The organism is Pseudomonas sp. NFX15 (assembly GCF_049132105.1).
GTDB lineage: Bacteria > Pseudomonadota > Gammaproteobacteria > Pseudomonadales > Pseudomonadaceae > Aquipseudomonas.
The window spans coordinates 20690-43927 of sequence record NZ_JAFMPV010000036.1 but is presented as its reverse complement, the minus strand read 5'-3'; the positions used below and the strand labels follow the sequence as shown (position 1 = coordinate 43927).

Here is a 23238-nt window from a genome sequence, read left to right as displayed (position 1 = left end):
CTGTTCACAACAGCCGGGGGTTACTGCGCAGCAATGCTGTACCCATCAAACGCCGTCTGCTGTTGCAGGGCGGTGATGATGTTCTTGCGGTTGACCGCTTGCTCGGCGCCGCTGTTGTCCAGGAACGTCTCGCTTTGCAGCTCTGCTTCTTCGCCTTCGCCAACGAAGGTGAAACCGAGGAATTCCAGGGCTTCACGGTCGACATTCAGGCGCGACCGAGGAGTGCGCAACGGCAGGGTGACGCTGATGCCGTCCTTGCTGATGGTGAACACTTCGACTTCTTTCCTGGCCTTGGCGGCTTTGCTCTTGCCGCCGCTCGGGTTGCTGACGGCCTGGTGGGTCTGGTTCAGCACCTTCAGGGCCAGGCCGTAGACGATTTCCTGGAACGCCGGGTCGTCCTTGAAGCTGGACAGGATACGGCTGATCGGGAATTTGCTGCTCAGGTCTTCGAGGGCGGCGATGTCGGCAGCCTCGGCGTCCTTGAGCTGCTTGAGCTGGCCCATCAGTTCGTAGGCCTTGTCATCGTCGAAGCTGTCGTGGGCCTGACGGATCGCCGCGCGCAATTCGCGGATCTGGTCGCTTTCGCGGGTGGACTGGAAAGCGTCCAGCACCATCTCGCTGATGGTCTTGGCCTGGGGAACGTGTTGTGAAAGATTGATGGAGTTTTCGTATTCCGCTTTGGACGACAAGGTGACTAGGGATTCAGCGGTGTTGGAATCGGACATTGAAATTTCACTACTTCTGTAACTGGAATTGAGGCGAGAAAGCGCGGGGGCTTTTTCAGGCCGTCTAATCTATTGGACCGGGGCGGCGTTGTCACGGCTCAACAGGCGGCTGGTCATTTTTTTGCTCCTTTGTAGGAGCGAGCCTGCTCGCGATGGACGTTAACGATAACGCGTACATCCCGATGAAACGCTGCGCATGTGAGACCTTCGCGAGCAGGCTCGCTCCTACACAGGGGTATTTTTCAGGGTTCGGTAGATCAGGTAAAACTTGATCGACCGTCCACAGATCAAACCGCAGGCAGCGCCTGACGCCACAGCCTTGAGCAGCACCATGGGCAAGGTCGCGGACTTTTGTGGATACAACTCGGCTTGATAACCAAAGTAATAATTGACGGCAAAAAACACCAGGTAGAGTGCCAGGGTCTTGGCCGTGCCGGGCAGTGACAGCCCGGTGGCGCTGTCGTCGAGCTGCACGCCCTTGCGCGAAAAAATCACCAGCGCGATCACGCCGGACACGACCACCGTGACTGTCCAGTAACCAATCACCAGCACGGGAAACGTCAGGTTCAGCGAGTACAACGACCAGCCCAGCAGGATCGGCGGGGTAATCAACATCGAGAGCCGGCTTTCGCGGGACGGCATCAGCGCCCTGATGCCCAGGTAGCACAACAGCAGGAAGATGGCGTAGACCCACAACGGGGTGTTGAGCAGTGTATTGAGCATCAGGCAGGATCCCTTGCCGTAAATCGGGTGGCCGGATATTAACCGCAGTGCTCGCGAATGCAAAAAAGCCCCGCGCTCGTAAGAGCCGCGGGGCTATTTCAGTGGTGCGCCAGAAGGCTCACGGGTGCAGTAGTTTTTGTGCGCGTTTGTCCGCCAGGTGCTGAACCACCAACCGGCCAATCAACACCAACAACGTCAGGCTGATCAGCAACACCGAAATCGCCGCGACGCTCGGGTCGACGTTATCGCGCAAGCCGCTCCAGATACGCTTGGGCAGGGTGTCGACGTTGACGCTGGTGATGAATAGCGTGACCGCCACTTCTTCCCAGGACAAGGCAAAAGCCAGCAGCGCGGTGGAGGCCAGGCCCAGTTTCAGGTTGGGCAGGATCACCATGAAGGTGGTCTGCATCAGGCTGGCGCCGAGGTTGCGCGAGGCCAGTTCGATGCGTCGGTCGATGTTGCTCAAGGCAACCAGCATGGTCACCACGCCGTACGGGACCACCATGATCACGTGGGCAATCACCACGCCGGTCAGGGTGTCGTAGCCCATGCCCGGGGCGAAGCGGCCGAGCTTGGTTTCCATGAAGTACAGCACCAGCGCGGAAATCACCGGCGGGATCGCCATCGGCAACAGCACCAGGCCGATCAGCGCCGTGGCCCATTTGGAGCGCATGTACCAGATGCCGAGGCTGAAGCTCGCCGCCAGCAACGTGGCGATGATGCTGGTGGCAAACGCGATGCTCAGGCTCTGGCTGATCGCGTGAAACCAGTCCGGGTTGCTCACCAGCGCTTCGTAGTGGCGCAGCGACCAGTTGCCTTCGGGCATCGACAGGAAGCGTTTGCTGGTGAACGACACCGGGATGACCGTCAACAGCGGGAACAGCATGAAGGCCATGGCGACCACGGCCAGCAGCCGGGTACTCGGGCTTGTGCGATGGGTATTCATAGTTTTCTCAGCCTACCAGTCGGTTCACGCGGGTCATTTTCAGCAGCACCCAGATCAGCGCGCTGACCAGGGCCAGCAACACCACGCTCAGTGCCGCACCCAGGCCCCAGTTGCTGGTCTGGAACATTTGCAGGAACACGTATTCGGCGATCATCACCGTTTGCCCGCCGCCCAACAGTACCGGGGTGATGAAGAAGCCCAGGCAGAACACGAAGACCATGATGAACGCGCCGAGGATGCCCGGCAGGGTCTGCGGCAGCAACACTTGCCAGAACGTGCGCAGGGCACCGGCCCCCAGGCCTCGCGATGCCATGAGCACGCGTTGATCCAGTTGACGCATGGTCGACAGCAGCGGGAACACGGCGTACGGGATCATCACGTGGAGCATGCCGATGACCACGCCTATCTCGTTGCGGCTCAGTTGCAGCGGCTGGTCGATCAACCCCATGCCCATCAGGCCATTGTTGAGCACGCCGTTGCTGCGCAGCGCGATCAGCCAGCCGAAGGCGCGCACCAGCACCGAAATCCAGAACGGGATGAAGATGCAGATCTCTACCACGCGCTGCCAGAACGGCGGGCTGAAGACCCAGCAGTAGGCCAGCAGGTAACCGATCACCAAGGCCAGGCAACTGACGGTCATGCACAGGCGCAGGGTGCGCCAGAGCATTTCGTGGATCGCCGGGTCCGTGGCGATGCGCTGGTATTGCTCGATGCCAGGCGTCGGCAGCGAGAAGCTCCAGCCGACCACGCCGAGGAACGGCAGCACGTAGAAGACCAGCAGCAACACCGGCAGCGGAAACAGCAGCAAGCCGCGCTCCAGGCCCGGCGAACTGAAGCGGGGCTTGGGTCTGGTCAGGGTTGAGGTCAGGGTCGTAGTCATGGTCACAGGCTCACTTGGACAACCGCGTCAGGTACTCTTCCAGGGCTTTGGAATAGTTGTCGGCGTACCACTGCGCGTTGAGGGCGATCTGCTTTTTCAGGTTCGCTTCGGAGCCGCAGTTGGCTTCCAGTTGCTTGGCCGACATCAGCTTTTCGGTAGCGCTGTTGGACGGGCCATTGCCCAGCAGTTCGAACAGCTTGAGCTGGCCTTCGGGTTGCAACGCTTGCTGGATGAACTGCATCGCCGGTTGTGTGCCGCCCGGGTTGCCGTTGAGCACCGCCCAGCTGCTGGAGTTGATGAAGCCGTTGTCGAAGCTCCAGCGCACGCGGTTGTCAGTGTCTTCGCTGAGCAGCTTGGCGCGCGTGTGCCAGATCGCGCCGACCGACACTTCGCCATCGACCATCAATTGCTGGCTCTCGGCACCCGAACTCCAGAACGACAACACGTGCGGCTTGATCTCGTCGATCTTCTTCATCGCCCGTGGCACGTCCAGCGGGTACAGCTGATCGGCTGGAACACCGTCGGCCAGCAATGCTGCTTCGAGCATGCCGTTCATCCACTTGTACAGGGTGCGTTTGCCGGGGAATTTCTTCACGTCCCAGAAATCGGCCCAGGTCTTGGGGCCGTTTTCGCCAAACTTTTCGCTGTCCCAGGCCATGACGTAGCTGAACTGATAGCTGGCGATGCCGAAATCGGAGGACAGCGCCGGGGCCACCTGATCGCGCTTGATGGTGGTGTAGTCCAGCGGTTGCAGGATTTTTTCCCGGCCCAGCACGATGGCGCTGTAGCTCTCGACGTCGACCACGTCCCAGCTCGGTTGACCGCTGGCCAGTTGCGAGCGGATCGCGCCCTCGGTCGGGCCGGCGCCGTCGATGCGCACCTGGATGCCGGTGTTCTTGGTGAAGGTGTCGGTCCATGCGGCGCGGAAGGCGTTCAGGGCATCGCCACCCCAGTTGACCACCACCAGCGGCTTGTCGGCCGACCAACTGATGCCGCTGCGCAGCGCCAGTGGCACGGCGGCCAGCAGGCCCATCGCCTGGATAAAGGTGCGACGGTTGATCTGACCGTCGCGGGCCTTTTCGATAAGCACTTCGATGCAGTCTTGTTGGTGATCCTGGCGCATGGGCAAGTCCTCAGTCGACGGGTGCCTGCGTGGGCACCGGCCTTTTTGTTGTCATTGGAAGAGAGCTTTGTGACGCAATTTTTTCTGAAAGTCAGGCCTGCAGCAGGAAGCTTTGCTGCACCGGCCAGCTCAGCCACACCGGCGCACCGTTGGGCATCGACGCGCCCGGGTGATTGCCGGGCACGGACAGGTTGATCGGCTGGGTGTCACCGCCAACCTTGAGCGCCAGGTGGGTGCTGGAACCCTGGTAGACCTTGTCGGTGAGTTGCGCGGGCATCATGTTGTAGCCCTCGCGGTTGGGGCATTCGCTGTGCAGTTCCATGTGTTCCGGGCGCACAGCCAGCACGATCGGTGCGGCGCTCAGCGCGTTCGGGGCCTGGGCGTGCAAGACGCTGGTGCCGCAGCGGCCGCTGGCGGTCGGGCCATTGCGGGTCAGGTTGTCCAGCGGGAACAGGTTCATCTTGCCGAGGAACTCGGCGACGAAGCGGCTCTCGGGGCGGTTGTAGATGTTTTCCGGGGTATCGACCTGGGTCAGTTTGCCGTGGTTGAAGATCGCGATGCGCGATGACAGCGCCAGCGCTTCGTTCTGGTCGTGGGTGACGAACACGAAACTGGTGCCGACCTGACGGTGGATGCGTTGCAACTCGGTTTGCAGCTGCTCGCGCAGGTTCTTGTCGAGTGCCGACAGCGGTTCGTCGAGCAGCAGCAGTTCCGGTTCGAACACCAGCGCCCGGGCAATCGCCACTCGCTGTTGCTGGCCGCCGGACATCTCGGAAGGCTTCTTGTGCATGTGCGCACCGAGGCCGACCACTTCCAGGATGTGCTTGACCCGGCGGTTGCGCTCCTCGACCGGGACTTTGCGGATGCGCAGCGGGTAGGCCACGTTATCGGCCACGGTCATGTGCGGGAACAAGGCATAACCCTGGAACACCATGCCGTAGTTCCGCTTCTCGGCGGAGCGCTTGATGATGTCGACGCCTTGCTCCATCAGCTTGCCCGAGGTCGGGCTGAGGAAGCCGGCCAGGATCATCAGCAAGGTGGTCTTGCCCGAGCCGGAAGGACCCAGCAGGGTGAGAAATTCGCCTTTGCGAACGTCAAGGTTGACGTTGTCCAGCGCCGCGAAACGGCCGTAATACTGGCTGATACCTTGGGCGCTGAGCTGAGTCGCTGAACGGCTGGACACAATGAGGTTCCTCTTTTTATTGCCCATATGACGTACGAGGACGGATGCAAATCCGACATGGGCTTTGGGCTTATTATTGTTAAAAATATCGCTACATCAATGGAATTATTTTGCGCGTATTGGTTAGTTTTATTACCCAATCAACGCGGGCGTTGTAGGAGCAAGCTTGCTCGCGAAGGTCGATAACGATGATGCGAAAACCTGATACACAACGGTGCTCTCTGGTTTTTCGCGAGCAGGCTCGCTCCTACAGGGCGATGTGTTGTTAGAGGGCGTCCTGCCAGGTCTGGCGGGACGATTGCAGCTGGGTCTTGACCCAGTTGCTGAAAGCCTGGACCACGGCGCGCTCGGCCTTCTGCGGGTCGACCGCCAGGTAATAACCCCTGTGCAGATCGATGGTGATGTCGAACGGTCGCACCAGCAAACCCTTGGACAGGGCGTCGCCGCTGATCAGGTTGTCGCCGATGGCGATGCCCTGGCCGGCAATGCACGCCGACTGCGCGCAATGCGCATCGGAGAACAGGATGCCACTGAGTGCGTTGACACCCGAAGCCCCGGCAGCTGTCAGCCAGATGCGCCAGTCCGAGTAATCGGTCATGTGCAGCAACGGATAGGCGCTGAGTTCCTGCGGGTTTTTCAGCCCGCTCAGGGCGTTGATCAGCCGTGGGCTGCACACCGGAAAGAAGCGCAAGGCGACAACCTCTTCCACGTTCATTTCCGGCCAGTCGCCAATCCCGTAGGCGATGAACAGATCGACGTTGGGGTTGTGGGTGTCGTCCGGTGTGCGCGGGGAAACCAACTGGAGCTGCACTTGCGGGTACTGGCGCGAAAACGCGCCGATGTGGTGACACAACCAATAGGTGGCAAACCCCGGCGCACAGCTGACGCACAGCCGCCCGGAAATCTCCTGGTCGTCGATCAACTGCCCGGCATCGAGCAGGTTCAACAAAATCCCGTGCACCTCGCGCGCGTAGCGTTCGCCTTGATAGGTCAGGCCGATGCCGCGGCCGATGCGCTCGGTCAAGGCAAATCCGACGCACTCCTCAAGCTTGCTGATCTGGTGGCTGATGGCGCTGCGCGTCAGGTTCAGTTCACGGGCCGCGACCGACACGCTGCCCAGGCGGGCGACTGCGTCAAGGGCGCGTAGGGCTGTCATTGAAGGAAATCGCATAAACCATCCCGCTGAGAGGTTGAAGGGCCACAAGTCCGGTGCTTGCCTTATCAATATGGTGAGCTAAATCGAACAGTCAGGCCAAAAAAAATCGATTGTTGTATCGGTTGGTTCAACAATACTAGCGCTAATTGTCACTGGGGTAATCAGGCCCGGCATCAAAAAATGCTGCCTGCTACATGGCCTGTTGACTAGAACAACAACAGTTTTTCAGGTCCCCGGCCCGCCCCGCGCCCGGTGGACCTTTCAATCTCCTGAACTCGAAGGTGGCTACATGGCTGAGTCCGATAACTTTTCCTCTACCCATTCCGCGCAGGGGACCTACGCCGACCTGATCCTCGCCAACGGTCGCATCTATACCCAGGACCCGGCCAACCCGTGGGCCGAGGCCGTGGCCATCCGCGATGGCAAGTTGATCGGGGTCGCCAGCCTCGGCCAGATCGAAATGTTCAAGGGCCCGAACACCCGCGTGCATGACCTGCAAGGCGCCTTCTGCATGCCGGGCCTGCACGACATGCACACGCACCCCGACCTCGCCCTGGCGCCGCGCTACGCCGATGATCTCGACGTCGGCATCGAAGACCCGACGCCTGCGCAACTGCGCGAAAGCATCCTCGCCTACGCCGACAGCCATCCCGGTGACGGTTGGATCTACGGTCAATACTGGGTGCGCTATACCTTCCGCGAAGCGGGTCTGACCCCGGGCCGCGAGTGGCTCGACAGCGTCATGCCGGACCGTCCGGTGGCGCTGCTCGACCGTATGTGGGGCACCATGATGGTCAACTCCAAGGCGCTGGAGCTTGCGGGCATCGACGGCAACACGTGCGACCCGCGCAACGGTTATTTCGAGCGCGACGAACTGACGGGCGAACCCACCGGCCTGATGATCGACGGCGCCTACGCGATGATCCACGCCGCCATGCCGCCCACCCCGGTCAGCGTGCTGCGCCGCGCCTACCGCGATGGCGTGCACTTCCAGAGCTCGCGTGGCGTCACGGCGAGCAAGTACGTGCACGTCTGCGAACAGCGTCTGCAAGCGCTGAAAGAACTCGACGACAGCGGCGAACTGACCGTGCGCATCGAAGCGGCGATCAGTTGGCAGGACGACATCTTCCCGGTGCGTCGTCGCTGGGAACTGCTGGCCGGCGAGCGTCACTACTACCGCAGCGCACGTCTGAGCGCCAACGCGGTGAAGTTCCACTTCGACGGTACCGTCGAACCAAAATCTTCCTACCTGCTGACCCCGTGGCCAGAGGAAAAGAGCTGGCGCGGCAAGCTCAACCTGACCCCGGAACACATCACCGACATGGTGGTGGACATGGACCGCAAGGGCATCCGCGTGATCGCCCACTGCACCGGCGACGGTGCTTCCGACGTGTTCCTCGACGCGGTGGCCGAGGCTCGTCGTCGCAACGGTTTTAGCGGCGTGCGCCACCAGTGCGCCCACAGCACCTTGCTGCACCCCGGCAACCTGCCGCGCTTCAAGGAACTGAATGTGATCGCCGAGTTTTCCCCGGCCGCGTGGTACCCGACGCCGTTCGCCAGCGGTGCGCGCTCCGGCTATGGCCAGGAACGCCTCAAGCGCATCTACGATTTCAAAGGCGTACTCGCCGCCGGCGGTACCGCGGTGATGGGTACTGACTGGCCGGTGGCGTCCATCGACCCGTGGCTGGGGCTGGAAACCATGATCACCCGGCAGAACCCGTGGAACGACGACCCGTCCTGCTTCGGCGACCCGATCAGCCTCGAACAGGCGCTGACCGTGATCACCAGCAACGGCGCCGTGGCCATGGGCCTGGAGCACAGCACCGGCAGCCTGCAAGTGGGCAAGGCGGCCGACCTGATCGTGATCGACCGCGACCTGTTCGCTCAGCCTGCGCGCAATTACATCCACAAGACCCAGGTGCTGCTGACCTTCGTTGAAGGGCAACTGGTCTACGACCGCCATTCGACCCTGCAATCCCTTGGCCTCAAGGCCGTGTGGCAGGGCGAACCACCGGTGCTGGAGGGCAAGGCAGAATGACTTCCCCACGCATTGCCGTGACTGTGGTCTCGGGATTTCTCGGCGCCGGTAAAACTACGCTCCTCAACCGCATGGTGCGCCGTGCCGAAGGCAGTCGGCTGGCGGTGATCGTCAACGATTTCGGCGAGCTGAACATCGATGCGGCCATCGTCTCGGAGGTCACCGACGCGGTGTACAGCCTGCAAAACGGTTGCATCTGCTGCACCGTGCAGGAAGACCTGCTGGCGCAACTCGCCAGCCTGGCGCAGCTTGAACCAAGATTGGAACGCATCGTCATCGAGTGCAGTGGCGTGTCCGATCCGCAGCGCATCGTGCAGACGTTGGCTTATCCACAGCTGCGCAGCCAGATGCAGCTGGACATGGTGATTACCGTGGTCGACGCCACCCGTCATCTGCAACTCGACGGTGAGTACGCACGGCTGGCCCGGGCACAAGTCGCCGCCGCCGACTTGCTGTTGTTGAACAAGACCGATCTGGTCGACGAATCACAATTGCAGACCCTGCGCGAAGCACTGGGCGCGAGGACTCGGGTGCATGAAAGCGTGCAGGCCGAGTTGCCCGATGCGCTGTGGCTGGACACCGACCTGGACCTTGAACCTCGGGCCCTGAAACCGTTGACGCGGGTGGCCGATGGCGACCATGGCGAGATGTTCAGCAGTTGGCTCTGGCAGAGCAACGCGGCGCTGGATGTCGAGTGCCTGCGTGGCTGGTTGCGGGCGTTGCCCAGCGATGTATTCCGGGTCAAAGGGCTGATCCTGTTGACACCCGGCAGCACGCCGCACTGGCTGCAACATGTCGGCACCCGCAGTCAGTTTTCGCCGGCGATCGATGAGGCCCAGGCCAGCGCCACGCGCCTGGTGTTCATCGCCCGCCGCGGCTTCGAGGGCTGGCCGGCGTTGGGCCAGGGGCTGGAAGATTGCACCGTGAAGGAGGTCATCGGCGTATGACATCGACCGAACAACGTTTGCGGGAAGAGCTGGCGGCCTGCTACCGCTTGATCGCGCACTTTCGCATGACCGATCTGATCTTCACCCACATATCGGTGCGGATTCCGGGGCCGGAACATCATTTTTTGATCAACCCGTACGGGCTGATGTTCGATGAGATCACCGCATCCAATCTGGTGAAGATCGACCTCAATGGCCAAGCCGTCGAACCGTCACCGTACCCGGTCAACCCGGCCGGTTTCGTGATCCACAGCGCCATCCATGGCGCCCGTGAGGATGCGCAATGCGTGTTGCACACCCACACCAAATCCGGCTGTGCTGTCGCGGCGCTGAAGTGTGGATTGTTGCCGGTGAACCAGATCTCGATGGAGTTCTATGGCCGCGTCGCTTACCACGACTACGAAGGCGTAGCGCTGGACCTGGGCGAGCAAGAGCGCCTGGTGCAGGATATCGGCGACAAGCCGGTGTTGATGCTGCGCAACCATGGTTTGCTGACCGTCGGCGAAACCGTAGGCCAGGCGTTCATGCGCATGTATTACCTGGAAAAAGCCTGCGACATTCAGTTGGCGGCCATGGCGGCTGGTGAGTTGGTATTGCCATCGGCGCAGGTGTGCGCGCACACCGAGCGCCAGTTCAATGATCCGGGACGGGTGCTGGAAGAGGGTGAGCTCAATGATCCGGATGCGATGGAGCTGGCCTGGGCGGCGTTGTTGAGGATGTTGGAGCGTATTGCTCCGGGGTATCGCGACTGATCTGAGCCTTGGGTTGTTTGATGTGGCCCCATCGCTGGCAAGCCAGCTCCTACAGGGTATGTGGGTGTACACAAAAGCTGTGACCAACATAAAAACCTGTGGGAGCTGGCTTGCCAGCGATGCAGGCGCCGCGGTTTGTCAGGCCTGCCGCGGTGTATTGAGGTTCATCGAGCGCTCGGCCAACGCCGTCGCCGTCTCCTCATCGACCGGCAACGAAAACCGGAATGTCGCCCCACGCCCCGGCACATCCACCAACTGAATCTCGCGCCCATGCAATTGCAGGATGCGATGCACGATCCGCAACCCCAACCCGCCATCACGCCGCGCGCCGCCGATATTGAACGGGCGCAGGAACAACCCTTCGCGCAGTTCTGCGGCGATGCCGGGGCCGCTGTCGCTGACTGTCACTTCGATGAATGACCCTTGCGGGCGCAGGCCCAGTTCCACCTCGCCACCCGGCGGGGTATGACGCAGGGCATTGTCGAACAAGTTGGTCAGCACCCGCTCGATCAGGCCGAGATCCGCGCAAGCCGCCGAGGCATTCGGCGCGAACGTGGCCTTGAGTTCGACCTGGCGTGCTTCGGCGGTGAGTTCGAATTTCTGGAAGATGTCCTGGGCCAGGTCGGTCAAGGAGAAACGCTCCAGTATCGGCTGCACGAAGCCGTGCTCCAGCCGCACCAGTTCCAGCAGCGACTGCGCCAGGCCACCGACCTTGCGGCTCTGGTCGAGGGCGATGCCGAGGTAGCGACGGCGGTCGGCAGGGGACAGCGTGGCATCCTTGAGCGACAGGGTTTCCAGATAGCCATGCAGCGAGGCCAGTGGCGTGCGCAAGTCGTGGGAGATGTTCGCCACCAGTTCGCGGCGCTCCTGGTCCTGACGGGTCAACGAACGCCATTGTTCGCCCAGGCGTGCCTGCATCTGCCGGAACGTGGCGTCGAGGATGGCGATCTCATCGTGCGTGGCGGTTTTTTCCGCCGTGACAGGCAGGGCCGGGGTGACGGGAACGCCATCGATGTCGAACTGGCTGACGGTGTCGGTCAGGCGGCGCAACGGCCGGGTAATCAGGTTGAACGCGGTGAGGCCGGCAATCAGGCACAGCAGCGCCACCAGGCCGATGGACAGCAAGGCGGTATTGAGCGCCGCGCTGGTCGCGCCACGTTCGGCCAGGCGGTCGTGATCCTCGCCGAGCAACACCACGTAGAGGTAACCCGCCGGTTTGCCATCGACCTTCAGCGGTGCGGCGCTGAACACTTTGCGTGCATCGACGCTGCGTGGGTCGTCGCCCAGAATCGGCAATGCGTCGCCGCGCAACAGGCGCTGAATCGGCGCCAGGTCGACCTGCTCGCGACGGATGCGACCTTCGGGCGCGGCGCTGCCGACAATCTTCCCGGCGGAATCGAGCAGGTACACCTCGACGCTCGGGTTGACCAGCATCAACTGGCTGAACAGGTTGCGCACGGCATCGGGCATCAAGCCCTGGGTGTCCATCAGCACGGTGTCACGGGCGATGTGCTGGGCCAGGTCGCGAGACAAGCCTTGCACCACTTCCTGCTCATGCATCTGGTTGGAGCGCACCTGCATCCACGCCGACGTGCCGCAGCACACCAGCAGCAACACGGCGAACACCAGGGACAGGCGTTGCGTCAGGGTCAGCCTCATGGCAGCGACTCCTCACCGGTGGCGAATTTGTAGCCGCGGCCCCACACCGTGAGGATGCGCACCGGTTGCGCCGGGTCGGTCTCGATCTTGGCGCGCAAGCGGTTGATGTGGGTATTGACCGTGTGTTCGTAGCCTTCGTGGCTGTAGCCCCACACGGCATTGAGCAGGTCCATGCGCGAAAACACTTTGCCCGGCTGGCGCGCAAAAAAGTACAGCAAGTCGAACTCCCGTGGCGTGAGGTCCAGGCGTCGGCCGTCGAGGGACACTTCGCGGGTGATCGGGTCGATGGCCAGGCCATCGGTGAGCAGGCTGCCGGCGTCCATCTTCAGGTTGCGCGCCATGGCATCGACCCGGCGCAACAACGCCTTGACCCGGGCCACCAACTCCAGCATGGAAAACGGCTTGGCCAGATAGTCATCGGCGCCGAGTTCCAGGCCAAGAATGCGGTGTACTTCACTGGAGCGCGCACTGGTGATGATGATCGGCGTGTAGCGCGCCATGGCCCGTGCGCGGCGGCAGATTTCCAGACCGTCGACGCCGGGCAGCATCAGGTCGAGCACCAGTGCGTCCCAGTTGCCTTGCTGCAGCAGGCGCATGCCTTCATCGCCATCGGCACTGTGCACCACCTCGAACTGCTCATCGCGCAGGTGCAGGCAGATCAGGTCGGCGATGTGCTGGTCGTCCTCGACCACGAGGACGCGTTTGGTCTGTTCCATCCAGGTCAATCCTTCAGTGCGATGCGCGCAGGGTGCGCAAACCCCCTGTAGGAGCGAGCCTGCTCGCGAAGGTGTTCCAGGCACATTGGTGTCGACTGACACTCCATCGCGAGCAAGCTTGCTCCTACAGCCATTGCAGCGTTCAAAATCGGCGTTATGCATTGTGCGGGTTTTTCGGAGCCCGAGTTATCACGAATTGTTTAACTTCCCGTGAGGATTTGGCGATCACCCAAAGCCTAGGCTGTGTTGCATGAAACACCCCTGGATTTTTTGGAGACGAGCATGTTTTCACGACGGCAATTTCTTCTAGCGAGCGGCGGGCTGGGCGTGGCAGCCCTGGCCATCGGCCTGTTGCCGAAGTTTTCCACAGGCTCGGCCCTGATCAGCGAGGCCAGCGCCGAGGAGGCATTCGAAGTGACCCACAGCGACAGTGAATGGCATGCGATCCTGAGTGACGAGCAGTACGACATCCTGCGCGAAGAGGGCACCGAGCGCGCCTACAGCAGCCCATTGAATAACGAGCACCGCGACGGCACCTTCGCCTGTGCCGGTTGCGACCTGGCGTTGTTTTCCTCGGCGACCAAGTTCGACAGCCGCACCGGTTGGCCGAGTTTCTGGGCGCCGCTGGACAAGGCCGTGGCTACCCGTCAGGACCGTGCGTTCGGCATGGTCCGCGAGGAAGTGCATTGCCGCCGCTGCGGCGGACATTTGGGCCATGTCTTCGACGACGGCCCCAAACCCACGGGCCTGCGCTACTGCATGAACGGCCTGGCGATGAAATTCGAGCCGAAGACGGCCTGATCCCTTACCCCTCACTTTTTGCAGGTAATCGCCATGTGGCTTCTGGTCCTCGCGTATCTCGGTGGTGTGCTGACGATTGTCAGCCCGTGCATTTTGCCGGTGTTGCCGTTTGTCTTCGCCCGCACCGGGCAGCCGTTTGTGAAAAGCGGGCTGCCGCTGTTGGTGGGGATGGCGCTGACTTTCGCGCTGGTCGCCACCCTGGCCGCGGTGGGTGGTGGCTGGGTGGTGCAACTCAATCAGTACGGTCGCTGGCTGGCGCTGGTGTTCGTTGCCCTGTTCGGCCTGACGCTATTGCTGCCGCAATTGGCTGAACGCCTGACCCGGCCGTTGGTGGCGGCGGGCAGTCGTCTGTCCGAGGCGGCGGGTGCCGATGCGCGCCCGCGTCCCGGCGCATCATTCTTGATCGGCGTGGCCACCGGCCTGTTGTGGGCGCCCTGTGCCGGGCCGATCCTCGGCTTGCTGCTGACCGGCGCAGCACTGCAAGGCGCAAGTATCCAAACCACTTTCTTGCTGCTGGCCTATGCCGCCGGTGCAGCCACGTCCCTGGCGTTGGCGTTGTTGCTGGGCGGCAAGGTCTTCACGGCGATGAAGCGCTCGATTGGTGCCGGCGAATGGGTGCGTCGCGGCCTCGGTGCGGCGATGCTGGCCGGTGTCGCGGCAATTGCCCTGGGGTTGGATACCGGCGTTCTGGCGGGGTTTTCCACAGCGTCGACCGGCGGTATCGAGCAAGCGCTGGTGGAGCAACTCAGCGGCAAGTCGCCGCGTAACAGCGTGCTGCCAAACGCGACCACCGAGGGCGCGATGCCAGTGGCGGACAAAACCCCAGGCACGTTGCCGGTCGAAGGCAACCTGCCGCCACTGGATGGCGCCGTGCAATGGCTCAACTCACCACCCCTCGATGCCCAGGCGCTGAAAGGCAAGGTGGTGCTGGTGGATTTCTGGACTTACTCCTGCATCAATTGCCTGCGCTCGCTGCCCTACGTCAAAGCCTGGGCCGACAAATATCGCGATCAGGGCTTGGTGGTGATTGGCGTGCATGCCCCGGAATTTGCCTTCGAACGTGACGTCAACAACGTCACCAAAGCCATGAAGGACCTGGGTATCAATTACCCGGTGGCCATCGATAACGAGTTCAAGATCTGGCGCGCCTTCAACAATGAATACTGGCCGGCGCATTATTTCGCCGACGCCCAGGGTCGCATTCGTTATCACCACTTCGGCGAAGGCGAGTACGCCGAGTCGGAGCGCGTCATCCAGCAACTGTTGCGCGAGGCGGGCGGCAAGGTCTCGGGCGGGCTGATCAATGCCAAGGCCGACGGTGTGCAAATGGCCCCGGACAACAACGAAGTGCAGTCGCCGGAAACCTATGTCGGCTACCAGCGCGCCGAGCATTTCGTGCCGGACACCGCGCTGGTGCCGGACAAGGTCGCGGCCTACAACCCGCCGGCCCAACTGGCCCTCAACGACTGGAGCCTGGGCGGCCAGTGGCATGTCGGCTCGGAACGGGCCACCGCCAGCGCGCCTGAAAGCCGCATCGTTTACCGCTTCCATGCCCGTGACTTGCACCTGGTGCTCGGCCCGGGTGCCGAGGGCAAACCGGTGCGCTTCAAGGTGTTGATCGATGGCAAAGCTCCGGGCGATGCCCACGGCATGGACGTGGCCCCCGATGGCAGCGGCACTGTGACCGACCAGCGTTTGTATCAACTGGTGCGCCAGAGCGGTGGGGTGACAGACCGGACCTTCAGCATCGAGTTTCTTGATCCGGGTGCGTCGGCGTACGCCTTCACCTTCGGCTGATTTCTCTTCAACGCTTCAGGAGTTCGCCCCATGAAAAATCTCTTTACCTGGCGCCGTGCCCTGTTGGGTCTGGCAGCTGCCGGCATCATTAGCCAGTGCTCGGCCTTCTCGTTCGGCGGTGCCGAAGACGCGGTGCTCCTGCCACCGCCGGCCCTCGATGAAACCTCCCAGGCCCACAGTGAAACCGCGGTGTTCGCCGGCGGTTGTTTCTGGGGTGTCCAAGGGGTGTTCCAGCATGTCAAAGGCGTGAAGAACGCGGTCTCCGGTTATGCCGGCGGCGCGGCCAATACCGCGCAGTACGAGCGCGTCAGCGATGGCAATACCGGTCACGCAGAATCGGTCGAAGTGACCTTCGACCCGACTCAGGTCAGCTATGGTGCCTTGTTGCAGATCTACTTTTCGGTGGCGCACAATCCGACCGAACTGAACCGCCAGGGGCCGGACAGCGGCACCCAGTATCGCTCGGCGATTTTCGTTAAAAACAATGAGCAGCAGAAGGTCGCACAGGCCTACATCACGCAGCTTGATGCTGCCCATGCGTTCGACAAACCGATCGTGACCAAGCTCGAAACTTTCAATGGTTTCTACCCGGCAGAAGAAGAGCACCAAGACTTCCTGACCAATCACCCGAGTTATCCGTACATCGTGATCAACGATCTGCCGAAGGTCGCGCAGTTGAAGCAGCTGTACCCGAACCGTTACCAGGACAAGCCAGTGCTGGTGAAGGCCGGGATGTAAGCGGCGGGGCTCATTCCGAGATCCCGTTTTTGCCGGCGACTTTCGAGCGATACAACGCCACGTCGGCCCGGGCCATCAGGCTGGCGGGCTGTTCATCGTCAACGCGCTGGACCACGCCAAAACTCATGGTCAGTCGGAAGTCGCCGACCGGCAGTAACTCATGCAGGCCCAGGCGAATGTGCTCGGCCAGTGTGCAGGCATCGGCCAGCGAAGTGTCGGGCAGGACCATGATGAACTCGTCACCGCCCCAGCGCGCCAGGAGGTCGCCTTCACGCACGAAGCGCTTCACGTTTTCCACCACCTGTACCAGCGTCGCGTCGCCAAGAGGATGCCCGTAACGGTCGTTGATGTGCTTGAAGTCGTCGATGTCCATGGTGATCAGCGACAGGGGTTCGCGAAAGCGCTGGGCACGCTCGCACGACTGGGGCAGGACCTGTTCCAGTCGATAACGATTGGCAATGCCTGTCAGGGTGTCGGTTTGCGCCAGCCGGCGGTTTTCTTCGAGTTGCAGCTGCAATTGCTGATTGACCCGGGACAGCTCGCGGGTGCGATCTTCAATGATGGTTTCGAGGGAGTGATTGCGCCGTTCGAGTTCTTCGACCAGGCGGCGTTTGTCTTCGATGCTGCGGTGGGCGCCGATCATCCGCGCTACCGAACCGTCGGCATTGCGCGCCAGGATGTGGCCGCGATCTTCGATCCAGAGGTAATTGCCGTCGTGCATGCGGCAGCGGTATTCGGCCTGGTAACCGGAGGCGCGCTGGTTCAGGTAATCATCGAAGTGCGCCATGACCCGTGGGTAATCGTCGGGGTGGATGACGTTCTCCCAGGTCAATACGTTGTTATCCAGCGAGTGCGGCGAGTAGCCGAGCATTTCGTACCAGCGGGCCGTGCGGTAGACGAAGCCGGTGTTGGCATTCCAGTCCCAGATGCCGTCACTGACCAGTTCGAGGATGGTGTGCAGCATGCCATCGTTGAGATCCGCCGCATTGAACTTCAACGCCTCGGTATTCGCATCATCCATGTCCGCTCTCCTTGCAGTCCCGATATCCGGCTGGCTCGCCAGTCAGCAGAGTAGTGCATGGCGTATTCGGTCGCCTAGTGCCTGCCCCACCGCTGGACGGCGAATTCGACGAAACGCCGCAATTTCGGCAAACGGTAGCGATCCTGGGCATAGACCAGGTGCATCGGGCGGCTGGGTGGGCAGTAATCAGGCATCAGGGCCAGCAGTTTCCCCTCCCTGAGGTCCTGCTCGACCAGCGCGTCGGGCATCATCACGATGCCCATGCCGGTGCGCGCCGCCTGATGCAAGCCGGCGGAACTGTTGATCAGCATCGGTCCGCTGACGCCGACGCTGACTTCGCCGTCGGGCCCGCTCAGGCGCCATTCCTTTTGTACCGATTGCCAGTCATCGCCGGCCGGGTAGGCAAAGGACAGGCAGTCGTGGTGGCGCAAATCTTCCGGCGTAAGCGGTGTGCCGCGACGGGTGAGGTAGTCCGGCGAGGCGCACATGGTCAGGGTGTAGTCGATCAGCGGCCGGGCGATCAGGTTGGTAGGCTCCAGCGCGCCGAGGCGAAACGCGACATCCAGACTGTTTTCCAGCAGGTCCGGGCGCCGGTTGGTCAGGACCACGTCGAGTTTCACCCGCGGGTTGTCCCGGCTGAACTCGCTCAGGGCCGGTGCCAGGCGTTCGGTACCGAAGGTCAGGGGCGCGGTGATGCGCAGGATGCCGCTGGGTTCGTCGAGGGCCTGTTCGGCCAGTCGCTCGGAGTCGGCCACCAGCCCCAACACTTCCAGGCAGCGCTGGTAATACGCCGCGCCGAACTCGGTGAGCCGCTGGCGCCGCGTCGTGCGCTGAAGCAGGCGTACGCCGAGCCGCTGCTCCAGGGCCTTGAGGTGGTTGCCGACCATGGTCGTGGACATTTCGCATTGGAAAGCGGCGGCGGTCATGCTGCCGGTCTCCACCACTTTCACGTAGACGGTCATTGCCTGGAACAGGTCCATTATCAAGCTCTGCTTTTAAATGATTGAAGTTTTACGCAGTTTATCCAGCTCAGGTGGCTAACCATACTGCATAAACACCGACCTTGCTGGAGCTTGATGTCATGACCGCCGCCCACCTGATGAGCACTTACCAACCCTTGGCCTTGAGTTTCCACAAGGGCCTGGGCACTCGCCTGTGGGACCAGGCTGGACGTGAATATCTGGACGCGGTGGCCGGCGTGGCGGTAACCAACGTCGGCCACTCCCATCCGAAAATCGTTGCCGCCATTACCGAGCAGGCCGGGTTGCTGCTGCACACCTCGAACCTCTACAGCATCGACTGGCAACAACGGCTGGCGCAGAAGCTGACGCGGCTGGCGGGTATGGACCGGGCGTTTTTCAACAACTCCGGGGCTGAAGCCAACGAAACCGCGCTGAAAATTGCTCGCCTGCATGGCTGGCACAAAGGCATCGAGCGGCCGCTGGTGGTGGTCATGGAGAACGCGTTCCATGGCCGCACCCTCGGCACGTTGTCGGCCAGCGATGGCCCGGCGGTACGGCTGGGTTTCAATCAGCTGCCGGGGGACTTCGTCAAAGTGCCATTCGGCGACCTCGACGCGCTGGACAAGGTGCAGCAAGCCCATGGCGCGCGGATCGTGGCGATCCTGATGGAGCCGATCCAGGGCGAAAGTGGCGTGCAACTGGCGCCACCGGGTTATCTCAAGGCCGTGCGCGAACGGTGCAACCGGCGCTCATGGCTGTTGATGCTCGACGAAATCCAGACCGGCATCGGCCGTACCGGGCAGTGGTTCGCCTTCCAGCATGAAGGCATCGTCCCGGACGTCATGACCCTGGCCAAAGGCCTGGGCAACGGCGTGCCCATCGGCGCATGCCTGGCCCGTGGCAAGGCGGCCGAACTGTTCACCCCGGGCAGCCACGGCAGCACATTCGGCGGTAATCCGCTGGCCTGCCGGGTCGGTTGCACCGTGCTGGACATCGTCGAAGAACAAAGGCTGCTGGAAAACGCTCGTGTGCAGGGCGTGCGCCTGCTCGACAGACTGCACGCGGAATTGGCGGGCAACCCGAACATCATGGCGATCCGCGGGCTTGGATTAATGATCGGCATCGAACTCAAGCAGTCGATTCGAGACCTGAGCCTGATCGCTGCCCGCGATCATGGCGTGCTGATCAATGTCACGCGGGGGAAAACCATTCGTTTGCTGCCGCCGTTGACCCTTGATGAGCGGGAGGTGGAGATGATTGTCAGAGGGGTGAGTGGGGTGGTGAAGGCTGCTTGAAATACCTTTCCAGGCGCGGCGTCTATTCGACACGCTGCGCCTTGACCCGCGCCCGCCAATGCCGAACCAGCGCGATCACCACCGCCAACACCAAAAAACCCAGCGCAATCGGCAATCGATAGGGTTTCAGATTGCCCAGCCAACTCTCCAGGGCTTCTCCCGCCCAGTAACCGGCGCTGGCAAACACCGTCGCCCAAACGCCAGCGCCCAAGGCGTTCAACAGGCTGAAACGTATCGGCGACAAGCCACTGGCCCCGATCACCAGCGGTCCGACCAGGCGCATGCCATACAAAAAGCGCACGGCAAACACCGCGGTCGATGGATAGCGGTGGATCAGCGTCGTTACCCGGTCAATGGCCGTCTGTTTGCGCTTGAGTCGGGGCAACAGTCGGGCGCCGAAGTAACGTCCGGTCCAGAACAGGATCTGATCCCCCAGCATCCCGCCCAGGCTGGCCCAGCCAATCACCGGCCACAGGTGCAGCAAGTGTTGGTGAGCGGCCATGCCACCGAGGATCAGGATGGTTTCGCCTTCAAGCAAACAGCCGAAGAACACTGCCCAATAACCGTAGGTGGCGAGTAGGTAGCTGAAATCTATGTGTTCAAACAAGGACACCCCCCAGGTTTCTACACCCACCTGACGTCGCAGTGTGGCAGCCCCATGCTTTGACGTCGGCTGCACTTCGCAGTTTCATCTTCATTCACTGGCGTCCCACCGGAAGAACCCACAGAATCGACGTTCACCCAAGGGGAAGGAGTTCCATCACGTGCGGGTACCCTTTGCGTTTTTCATGATGTTGGGCATCGCTTGCGGCGCAAATGCTGCAACGACGACATCGGACATTGCCGGTCAGTACACGCTGCAAGACGGGGAAATCGGCTCGAAACTCGCCCTGGCGCCCGACAACACTTTTGAAGCGATGATCGTGTACGCCGGTGCTGAGGGGCGCGCCAAAGGACACTGGAAACGGGTCGACAATACCCTGACCTTGACCAGTGACGCGGTCGAACCTGCGGCTGAAAACCTGCTGTTCAATCTCAGTCGCACCCACAGTCTGGCAGACCTCAAGGACGCGCATCAGCCCGGCGGCGAGCGGTTCAAGCAGGCACAAAACCACTATGTGCTGAACCTGCGCTATGCGCGCTCCAGCCGCGTGCCGAGCATCGCCCCGGTGATGGTGTCGTTCGAATTCAACCAGGGACCGGCCACCCAACTGTTGTGGAACAACGCGGCAGGCCGGCAGCTCTACTTGCCCTATTCCGAACAACGCACCCTGACCCGGATCGGCTTGCAAAGCCGCGCCGACCAAGCGCCGGAGTGGTTCGCTATCGCCCCGCAAACGCGCACCCTGACCTTGAACTGGAAGGTCGATCGCACCACCGGCCAAATGAGTTACGAACAGCCCGATGAGCTTGGCCTGGCGCAGTCGCAACAGTTTTTCCGCAACGCCCCCAAAGCGCTGGCGCAGATCGACGGCAACTACATCCTGACCCTGCTGTACGGTGTGATGGCCAAACCGCCGGCGATCAAGCCTGTGGATATCTTTTGGTCGTTTGACGACGGTTCACAAACGTCGCAACGCTGGGCGGATTCGCAGCAAATGCAATTACTCCAGCCGGTATCGGCGGGCAAGGCCCTAAAAAAAATCGGCGTGAAATTGAGCAGCGACCAGAGCCCGCAATGGTTCGAGGTCGCGGCCGACACCCGGACCATCGACGTGATGTGGGATGAGCGGGTCAACCCCGACCAGATGCGCGATTTGTCCGCGGTCTTCAAAAACCTCGAACTGGACGTCAAGGGCGATTGCCTGGCGGTGGACCTGGGCAACGGCCAGGCGTGTTATCGCCAATAACCTCAGTCGCTTGGTTCGGGGGCAATCATCCGGGTCTTCGGTGAGCCGTTGGCGTTGTGCTGATAAATCGTCTGCGGTTGCCCCTGGTCATTGAAAAACACCTGGCCGATGCCCGCCGAGTTCCATAGCCGCTCCCCGGCTTCGGCGTGTTCGGGCACGTGCGGCACGATGCGCATGCGTCGACGCTTGGTCAACCAGTTCAGCGGCGAACGTGGCGAGTACAGCCAGCGGTTGAGACGGTCGAACCATTCGAGCAGCGTGCGCGGAAATTCGTTCTTGATGCCGCTGCTGGTGATCTGCCAGATGCGTGGTCCGGCCTTGCGGTGACGGATCAGCACTTCGTAGACAAAGGAATAGTGCACGTCGCCCGACAGCACTACGTAGTTACCCGGCGTGCGCGAGTGGCGGAAAATGTTCAGGATCACCTGTGCCGCGCCGCGATGGGCCATCCAGTTTTCTGCGTCGACCAACAATGGATAACCGCACCAGCTGAACACCCGCTGCACGGTTTCGATCAGCTTGACGCCGAAGATCGGCGCCGGCGAAACGATGATGGCGCTCGGGTGGTCCAGCAGTTCCTGCTGCAATTCGCTGAGGGCTTCCCAATCCAGCAGCCCGGAAGGCTGCTTGAGGTTCATCTCGCTGCGCCAGCGTCGGGTGCGAGTGTCGATCACCACGATGGCCGGGGTGGTCGGCAATACGTAGTGCCAGTGCTGGAACTTCAGCAGGTCACCGATCAAGTCATCCTGAACGGTTTTATCGAGGTGAAGGGCGTGTGTGCTGTCGCTCAGCGCGCTGGCCTTTTCCAGCACGGCGGCGAACGCATCCGGATTATTGCCCCAGCCCTGGCACAGCAGATAGGCAATCAGCGCGTTGCCGATGATGCGGCGGGAGAAGGGGTGGCCGTAGGCGGTTTCTTCCCATTGCGCGGACAGGTTCCAGTCGTCGGTGATGTCGTGGTCGTCGAACATCATCAGCGTCGGCAGATGCGCCAATGCTCGGGCGACGTTGCCCAGACCCGATTTGAAGGCGTCGATGCGCGTCTGTTCCAGGGCATAACGCTGGGCTCTTTGCGGCGTCAGCACGGGGGCTTGAGGGGCGATCAGCGCCCAGGGCACTGGCGACCAGACCAGCAAGTACATGGCCATGACCTCGGCGAAGGTCACCAGGTGATTGTCGGCACTGCTGCTGGTGAAAATCGGCTTGCGGGCGCCACCGAAAAACCGCTCGCGCAGGGTTTCATTGCTCTGCAGTGCCGGCAGCAGGTCCGCACGATGGTAGTAACTGGCCGGGTGTTCGTAGAGCCTGGCACTGTCGCTGACCACGGCGCCTTCGAGGTGCTCACCGAACAAACCCAGGCGCTCGATCAACGCGTGAATCGCCCGCAACATCGGCCCGGCGACATCGTCGGCGTAGACCTGGTCGCCGGTCATCAGCAGCAGGGCCGGGCGATCCTTGGCGGCGTGTTGCTCTGCCAGCAACCGGTCGACACACAGCAAGCCGTCCGCCGCCGGGTGATGCGGCTTGCGGCAGGAGCCATGCAGCAACTGATCGACCCGCTCGCGCAGGACGAAGTTCGGGCAACGCGCCTCGCCGTACAGCAGGTGCGGTGCCCATTCGGCGATGCCGGCCCCCTCGATCAGTACGTCGTATTCGATCAATTCATCGCGGGGCAGGGCGCTCTCGAGTTGCACGTCGATCAAGTGCACAAAGGCCTGCGCCCCGACCGCGATCACCTTGCATTGCCCGCTGTCGAGGCGAATGTCGCCCACGCCCTGCACGCGCAAGGTCAACGTCAGCGCCCGGGAACCCACCAGCCACAACACCAGTCGCGTGGGCTCCAGGCGGCGCAATAATGGGCCAACCAGAACCGAGGGCAGGGTGTGTCGATCATCGGGCAGTGGCAGCGTTAAGGGCATCCGGGCT

21 protein-coding genes are annotated in these 23238 nt (G+C 62.0%); 8 read left to right on the top strand and 13 right to left on the bottom strand.

What is annotated here, in order from left to right:
* Window positions 1-20 precede the first annotated feature (20 nt).
* The 7 genes from J1D76_RS25380 to J1D76_RS25350 all read right to left on the bottom strand — a co-directional run bounded on the left by J1D76_RS25380 (window position 21) and on the right by J1D76_RS25350 (window position 6751).
* Window positions 21-725, bottom strand: a complete 705-nt coding sequence (locus J1D76_RS25380) for a hypothetical protein (protein WP_421141122.1) — start codon at window positions 723-725, stop codon at window positions 21-23.
* Between the two features lie 225 nt (window positions 726-950).
* Window positions 951-1448, bottom strand: a complete 498-nt coding sequence (locus J1D76_RS25375) for a hypothetical protein (RefSeq protein ID WP_421141121.1) — start codon at window positions 1446-1448, stop codon at window positions 951-953.
* A 118-nt stretch (window positions 1449-1566) separates the two neighbouring features.
* On the bottom strand, window positions 1567-2394 hold the full coding sequence (locus J1D76_RS25370) for an ABC transporter permease (RefSeq protein ID WP_421141120.1): 828 nt from the start codon (window positions 2392-2394) through the stop codon (window positions 1567-1569).
* A gap of 7 nt (window positions 2395-2401) precedes the next feature.
* On the bottom strand, window positions 2402-3274 hold the full coding sequence (locus J1D76_RS25365) for an ABC transporter permease (protein WP_421141119.1): 873 nt from the start codon (window positions 3272-3274) through the stop codon (window positions 2402-2404).
* A 10-nt stretch (window positions 3275-3284) separates the two neighbouring features.
* Window positions 3285-4397 (bottom strand): ABC transporter substrate-binding protein, encoded by a 1113-nt coding sequence (locus J1D76_RS25360; RefSeq protein ID WP_421141118.1) that lies wholly within the window; start codon window positions 4395-4397, stop codon window positions 3285-3287.
* Between the two features lie 91 nt (window positions 4398-4488).
* On the bottom strand, window positions 4489-5580 hold the full coding sequence (locus tag J1D76_RS25355) for an ABC transporter ATP-binding protein (protein ID WP_421141117.1): 1092 nt from the start codon (window positions 5578-5580) through the stop codon (window positions 4489-4491).
* Window positions 5581-5845: 265 nt separating this feature from the next.
* Entirely contained in the window at window positions 5846-6751 is a 906-nt protein-coding gene (locus J1D76_RS25350; RefSeq protein WP_421141116.1) for a LysR substrate-binding domain-containing protein, read from the bottom strand.
* A 274-nt stretch (window positions 6752-7025) separates the two neighbouring features.
* Between J1D76_RS25350 and J1D76_RS25345 the strand changes: the two genes are divergently transcribed.
* From J1D76_RS25345 to J1D76_RS25335, 3 genes are read left to right on the top strand one after another with little or no spacing between them, the layout of a single operon-like run.
* Window positions 7026-8774 (top strand): amidohydrolase, encoded by a 1749-nt coding sequence (locus tag J1D76_RS25345; protein ID WP_421141114.1) that lies wholly within the window; start codon window positions 7026-7028, stop codon window positions 8772-8774.
* Window positions 8771-9721 (top strand): CobW family GTP-binding protein, encoded by a 951-nt coding sequence (locus tag J1D76_RS25340; protein ID WP_421141113.1) that lies wholly within the window; start codon window positions 8771-8773, stop codon window positions 9719-9721. The genes J1D76_RS25345 and J1D76_RS25340 overlap by 4 nt, the downstream gene beginning before the upstream one ends.
* A complete protein-coding gene (locus J1D76_RS25335) occupies window positions 9718-10473 on the top strand; it encodes a class II aldolase/adducin family protein (protein WP_421141111.1) in 756 nt (251 codons plus the stop codon). Before J1D76_RS25340 ends, J1D76_RS25335 begins: the two co-directional genes overlap by 4 nt.
* Before the next feature lie 138 nt (window positions 10474-10611).
* Here the strand turns inward: J1D76_RS25335 and J1D76_RS25330 are convergent, their stop codons facing one another.
* Together J1D76_RS25330 and J1D76_RS25325 are read right to left on the bottom strand one after the other, a co-directional pair.
* Window positions 10612-12132 carry a sensor histidine kinase gene (locus tag J1D76_RS25330; protein ID WP_421141109.1) on the bottom strand — a complete coding sequence of 507 codons (1521 nt, stop codon included), beginning with the start codon at window positions 12130-12132 and terminating at the stop codon, window positions 10612-10614.
* Entirely contained in the window at window positions 12129-12848 is a 720-nt protein-coding gene (locus J1D76_RS25325) for a response regulator transcription factor (protein WP_421141108.1), read from the bottom strand. Before J1D76_RS25325 ends, J1D76_RS25330 begins: the two co-directional genes overlap by 4 nt.
* A 282-nt stretch (window positions 12849-13130) precedes the next feature.
* Here J1D76_RS25325 and msrB point away from each other — a divergent pair, with 282 nt between their 5' ends.
* The 3 genes from msrB to msrA are packed head-to-tail and all read left to right on the top strand — an operon-like array spanning window position 13131 to window position 16184.
* On the top strand, window positions 13131-13649 hold the full coding sequence (gene msrB / locus J1D76_RS25320; protein ID WP_421141107.1) for a peptide-methionine (R)-S-oxide reductase MsrB: 519 nt from the start codon (window positions 13131-13133) through the stop codon (window positions 13647-13649).
* Window positions 13650-13682: 33 nt separating this feature from the next.
* Window positions 13683-15446, top strand: a complete 1764-nt coding sequence (locus J1D76_RS25315) for a cytochrome c biogenesis protein DipZ (protein ID WP_421141106.1) — start codon at window positions 13683-13685, stop codon at window positions 15444-15446.
* A 30-nt stretch (window positions 15447-15476) separates the two neighbouring features.
* Window positions 15477-16184 (top strand): peptide-methionine (S)-S-oxide reductase MsrA, encoded by a 708-nt coding sequence (msrA, locus tag J1D76_RS25310; RefSeq protein ID WP_421141105.1) that lies wholly within the window; start codon window positions 15477-15479, stop codon window positions 16182-16184.
* Between the two features lie 10 nt (window positions 16185-16194).
* On the opposite strand, the gene J1D76_RS25305 is transcribed toward msrA, so the two are convergent.
* Together J1D76_RS25305 and J1D76_RS25300 are read right to left on the bottom strand one after the other, a co-directional pair.
* Window positions 16195-17205 (bottom strand): sensor domain-containing diguanylate cyclase, encoded by a 1011-nt coding sequence (locus tag J1D76_RS25305; protein WP_421141104.1) that lies wholly within the window; start codon window positions 17203-17205, stop codon window positions 16195-16197.
* Window positions 17206-17279: 74 nt separating this feature from the next.
* Window positions 17280-18185: a LysR family transcriptional regulator gene (locus J1D76_RS25300; RefSeq protein WP_421141102.1), complete on the bottom strand. Its 906-nt coding sequence runs from the start codon at window positions 18183-18185 to the stop codon at window positions 17280-17282.
* A gap of 101 nt (window positions 18186-18286) precedes the next feature.
* On the opposite strand from J1D76_RS25300, the gene J1D76_RS25295 reads away from it, so the two are divergent.
* A complete protein-coding gene (locus J1D76_RS25295) occupies window positions 18287-19462 on the top strand; it encodes an aspartate aminotransferase family protein (protein ID WP_421141100.1) in 1176 nt (391 codons plus the stop codon).
* A 22-nt stretch (window positions 19463-19484) separates the two neighbouring features.
* On the opposite strand, the gene J1D76_RS25290 is transcribed toward J1D76_RS25295, so the two are convergent.
* Complete coding sequence (locus tag J1D76_RS25290; protein WP_421141099.1) at window positions 19485-20069, bottom strand: DedA family protein; 585 nt, start codon at window positions 20067-20069, stop codon at window positions 19485-19487.
* A gap of 157 nt (window positions 20070-20226) precedes the next feature.
* Between J1D76_RS25290 and J1D76_RS25285 the strand changes: the two genes are divergently transcribed.
* On the top strand, window positions 20227-21312 hold the full coding sequence (locus J1D76_RS25285) for a hypothetical protein (RefSeq protein ID WP_421141098.1): 1086 nt from the start codon (window positions 20227-20229) through the stop codon (window positions 21310-21312).
* Window positions 21313-21314: 2 nt separating this feature from the next.
* Here the strand turns inward: J1D76_RS25285 and J1D76_RS25280 are convergent, their stop codons facing one another.
* Complete coding sequence (locus J1D76_RS25280; protein WP_421141096.1) at window positions 21315-23231, bottom strand: alkaline phosphatase D family protein; 1917 nt, start codon at window positions 23229-23231, stop codon at window positions 21315-21317.
* Window positions 23232-23238: the final 7 nt, after the last annotated feature.

Coding starts and splice junctions, on each gene's coding strand:
- J1D76_RS25280 (WP_421141096.1), bottom strand. CDS start 23,231: ATGCCCTTAACGCTGCCACTGCCCGATGATCGACACACCCTGCCCTCG.
- J1D76_RS25360 (WP_421141118.1), bottom strand. CDS start 4,397: ATGCGCCAGGATCACCAACAAGACTGCATCGAAGTGCTTATCGAAAAG.
- J1D76_RS25370 (WP_421141120.1), bottom strand. CDS start 2,394: ATGAATACCCATCGCACAAGCCCGAGTACCCGGCTGCTGGCCGTGGTC.
- J1D76_RS25305 (WP_421141104.1), bottom strand. CDS start 17,205: ATGGATGATGCGAATACCGAGGCGTTGAAGTTCAATGCGGCGGATCTC.
- J1D76_RS25375 (WP_421141121.1), bottom strand. CDS start 1,448: ATGCTCAATACACTGCTCAACACCCCGTTGTGGGTCTACGCCATCTTC.
- J1D76_RS25380 (WP_421141122.1), bottom strand. CDS start 725: ATGTCCGATTCCAACACCGCTGAATCCCTAGTCACCTTGTCGTCCAAA.
- J1D76_RS25330 (WP_421141109.1), bottom strand. CDS start 12,132: ATGAGGCTGACCCTGACGCAACGCCTGTCCCTGGTGTTCGCCGTGTTG.
- J1D76_RS25345 (WP_421141114.1), top strand. CDS start 7,026: ATGGCTGAGTCCGATAACTTTTCCTCTACCCATTCCGCGCAGGGGACC.
- msrB (WP_421141107.1), top strand. CDS start 13,131: ATGTTTTCACGACGGCAATTTCTTCTAGCGAGCGGCGGGCTGGGCGTG.
- J1D76_RS25350 (WP_421141116.1), bottom strand. CDS start 6,751: ATGCGATTTCCTTCAATGACAGCCCTACGCGCCCTTGACGCAGTCGCC.
- J1D76_RS25295 (WP_421141100.1), top strand. CDS start 18,287: ATGACCGCCGCCCACCTGATGAGCACTTACCAACCCTTGGCCTTGAGT.
- J1D76_RS25340 (WP_421141113.1), top strand. CDS start 8,771: ATGACTTCCCCACGCATTGCCGTGACTGTGGTCTCGGGATTTCTCGGC.
- J1D76_RS25365 (WP_421141119.1), bottom strand. CDS start 3,274: ATGACTACGACCCTGACCTCAACCCTGACCAGACCCAAGCCCCGCTTC.
- msrA (WP_421141105.1), top strand. CDS start 15,477: ATGAAAAATCTCTTTACCTGGCGCCGTGCCCTGTTGGGTCTGGCAGCT.
- J1D76_RS25325 (WP_421141108.1), bottom strand. CDS start 12,848: ATGGAACAGACCAAACGCGTCCTCGTGGTCGAGGACGACCAGCACATC.
- J1D76_RS25335 (WP_421141111.1), top strand. CDS start 9,718: ATGACATCGACCGAACAACGTTTGCGGGAAGAGCTGGCGGCCTGCTAC.
- J1D76_RS25315 (WP_421141106.1), top strand. CDS start 13,683: ATGTGGCTTCTGGTCCTCGCGTATCTCGGTGGTGTGCTGACGATTGTC.
- J1D76_RS25300 (WP_421141102.1), bottom strand. CDS start 18,185: ATGGACCTGTTCCAGGCAATGACCGTCTACGTGAAAGTGGTGGAGACC.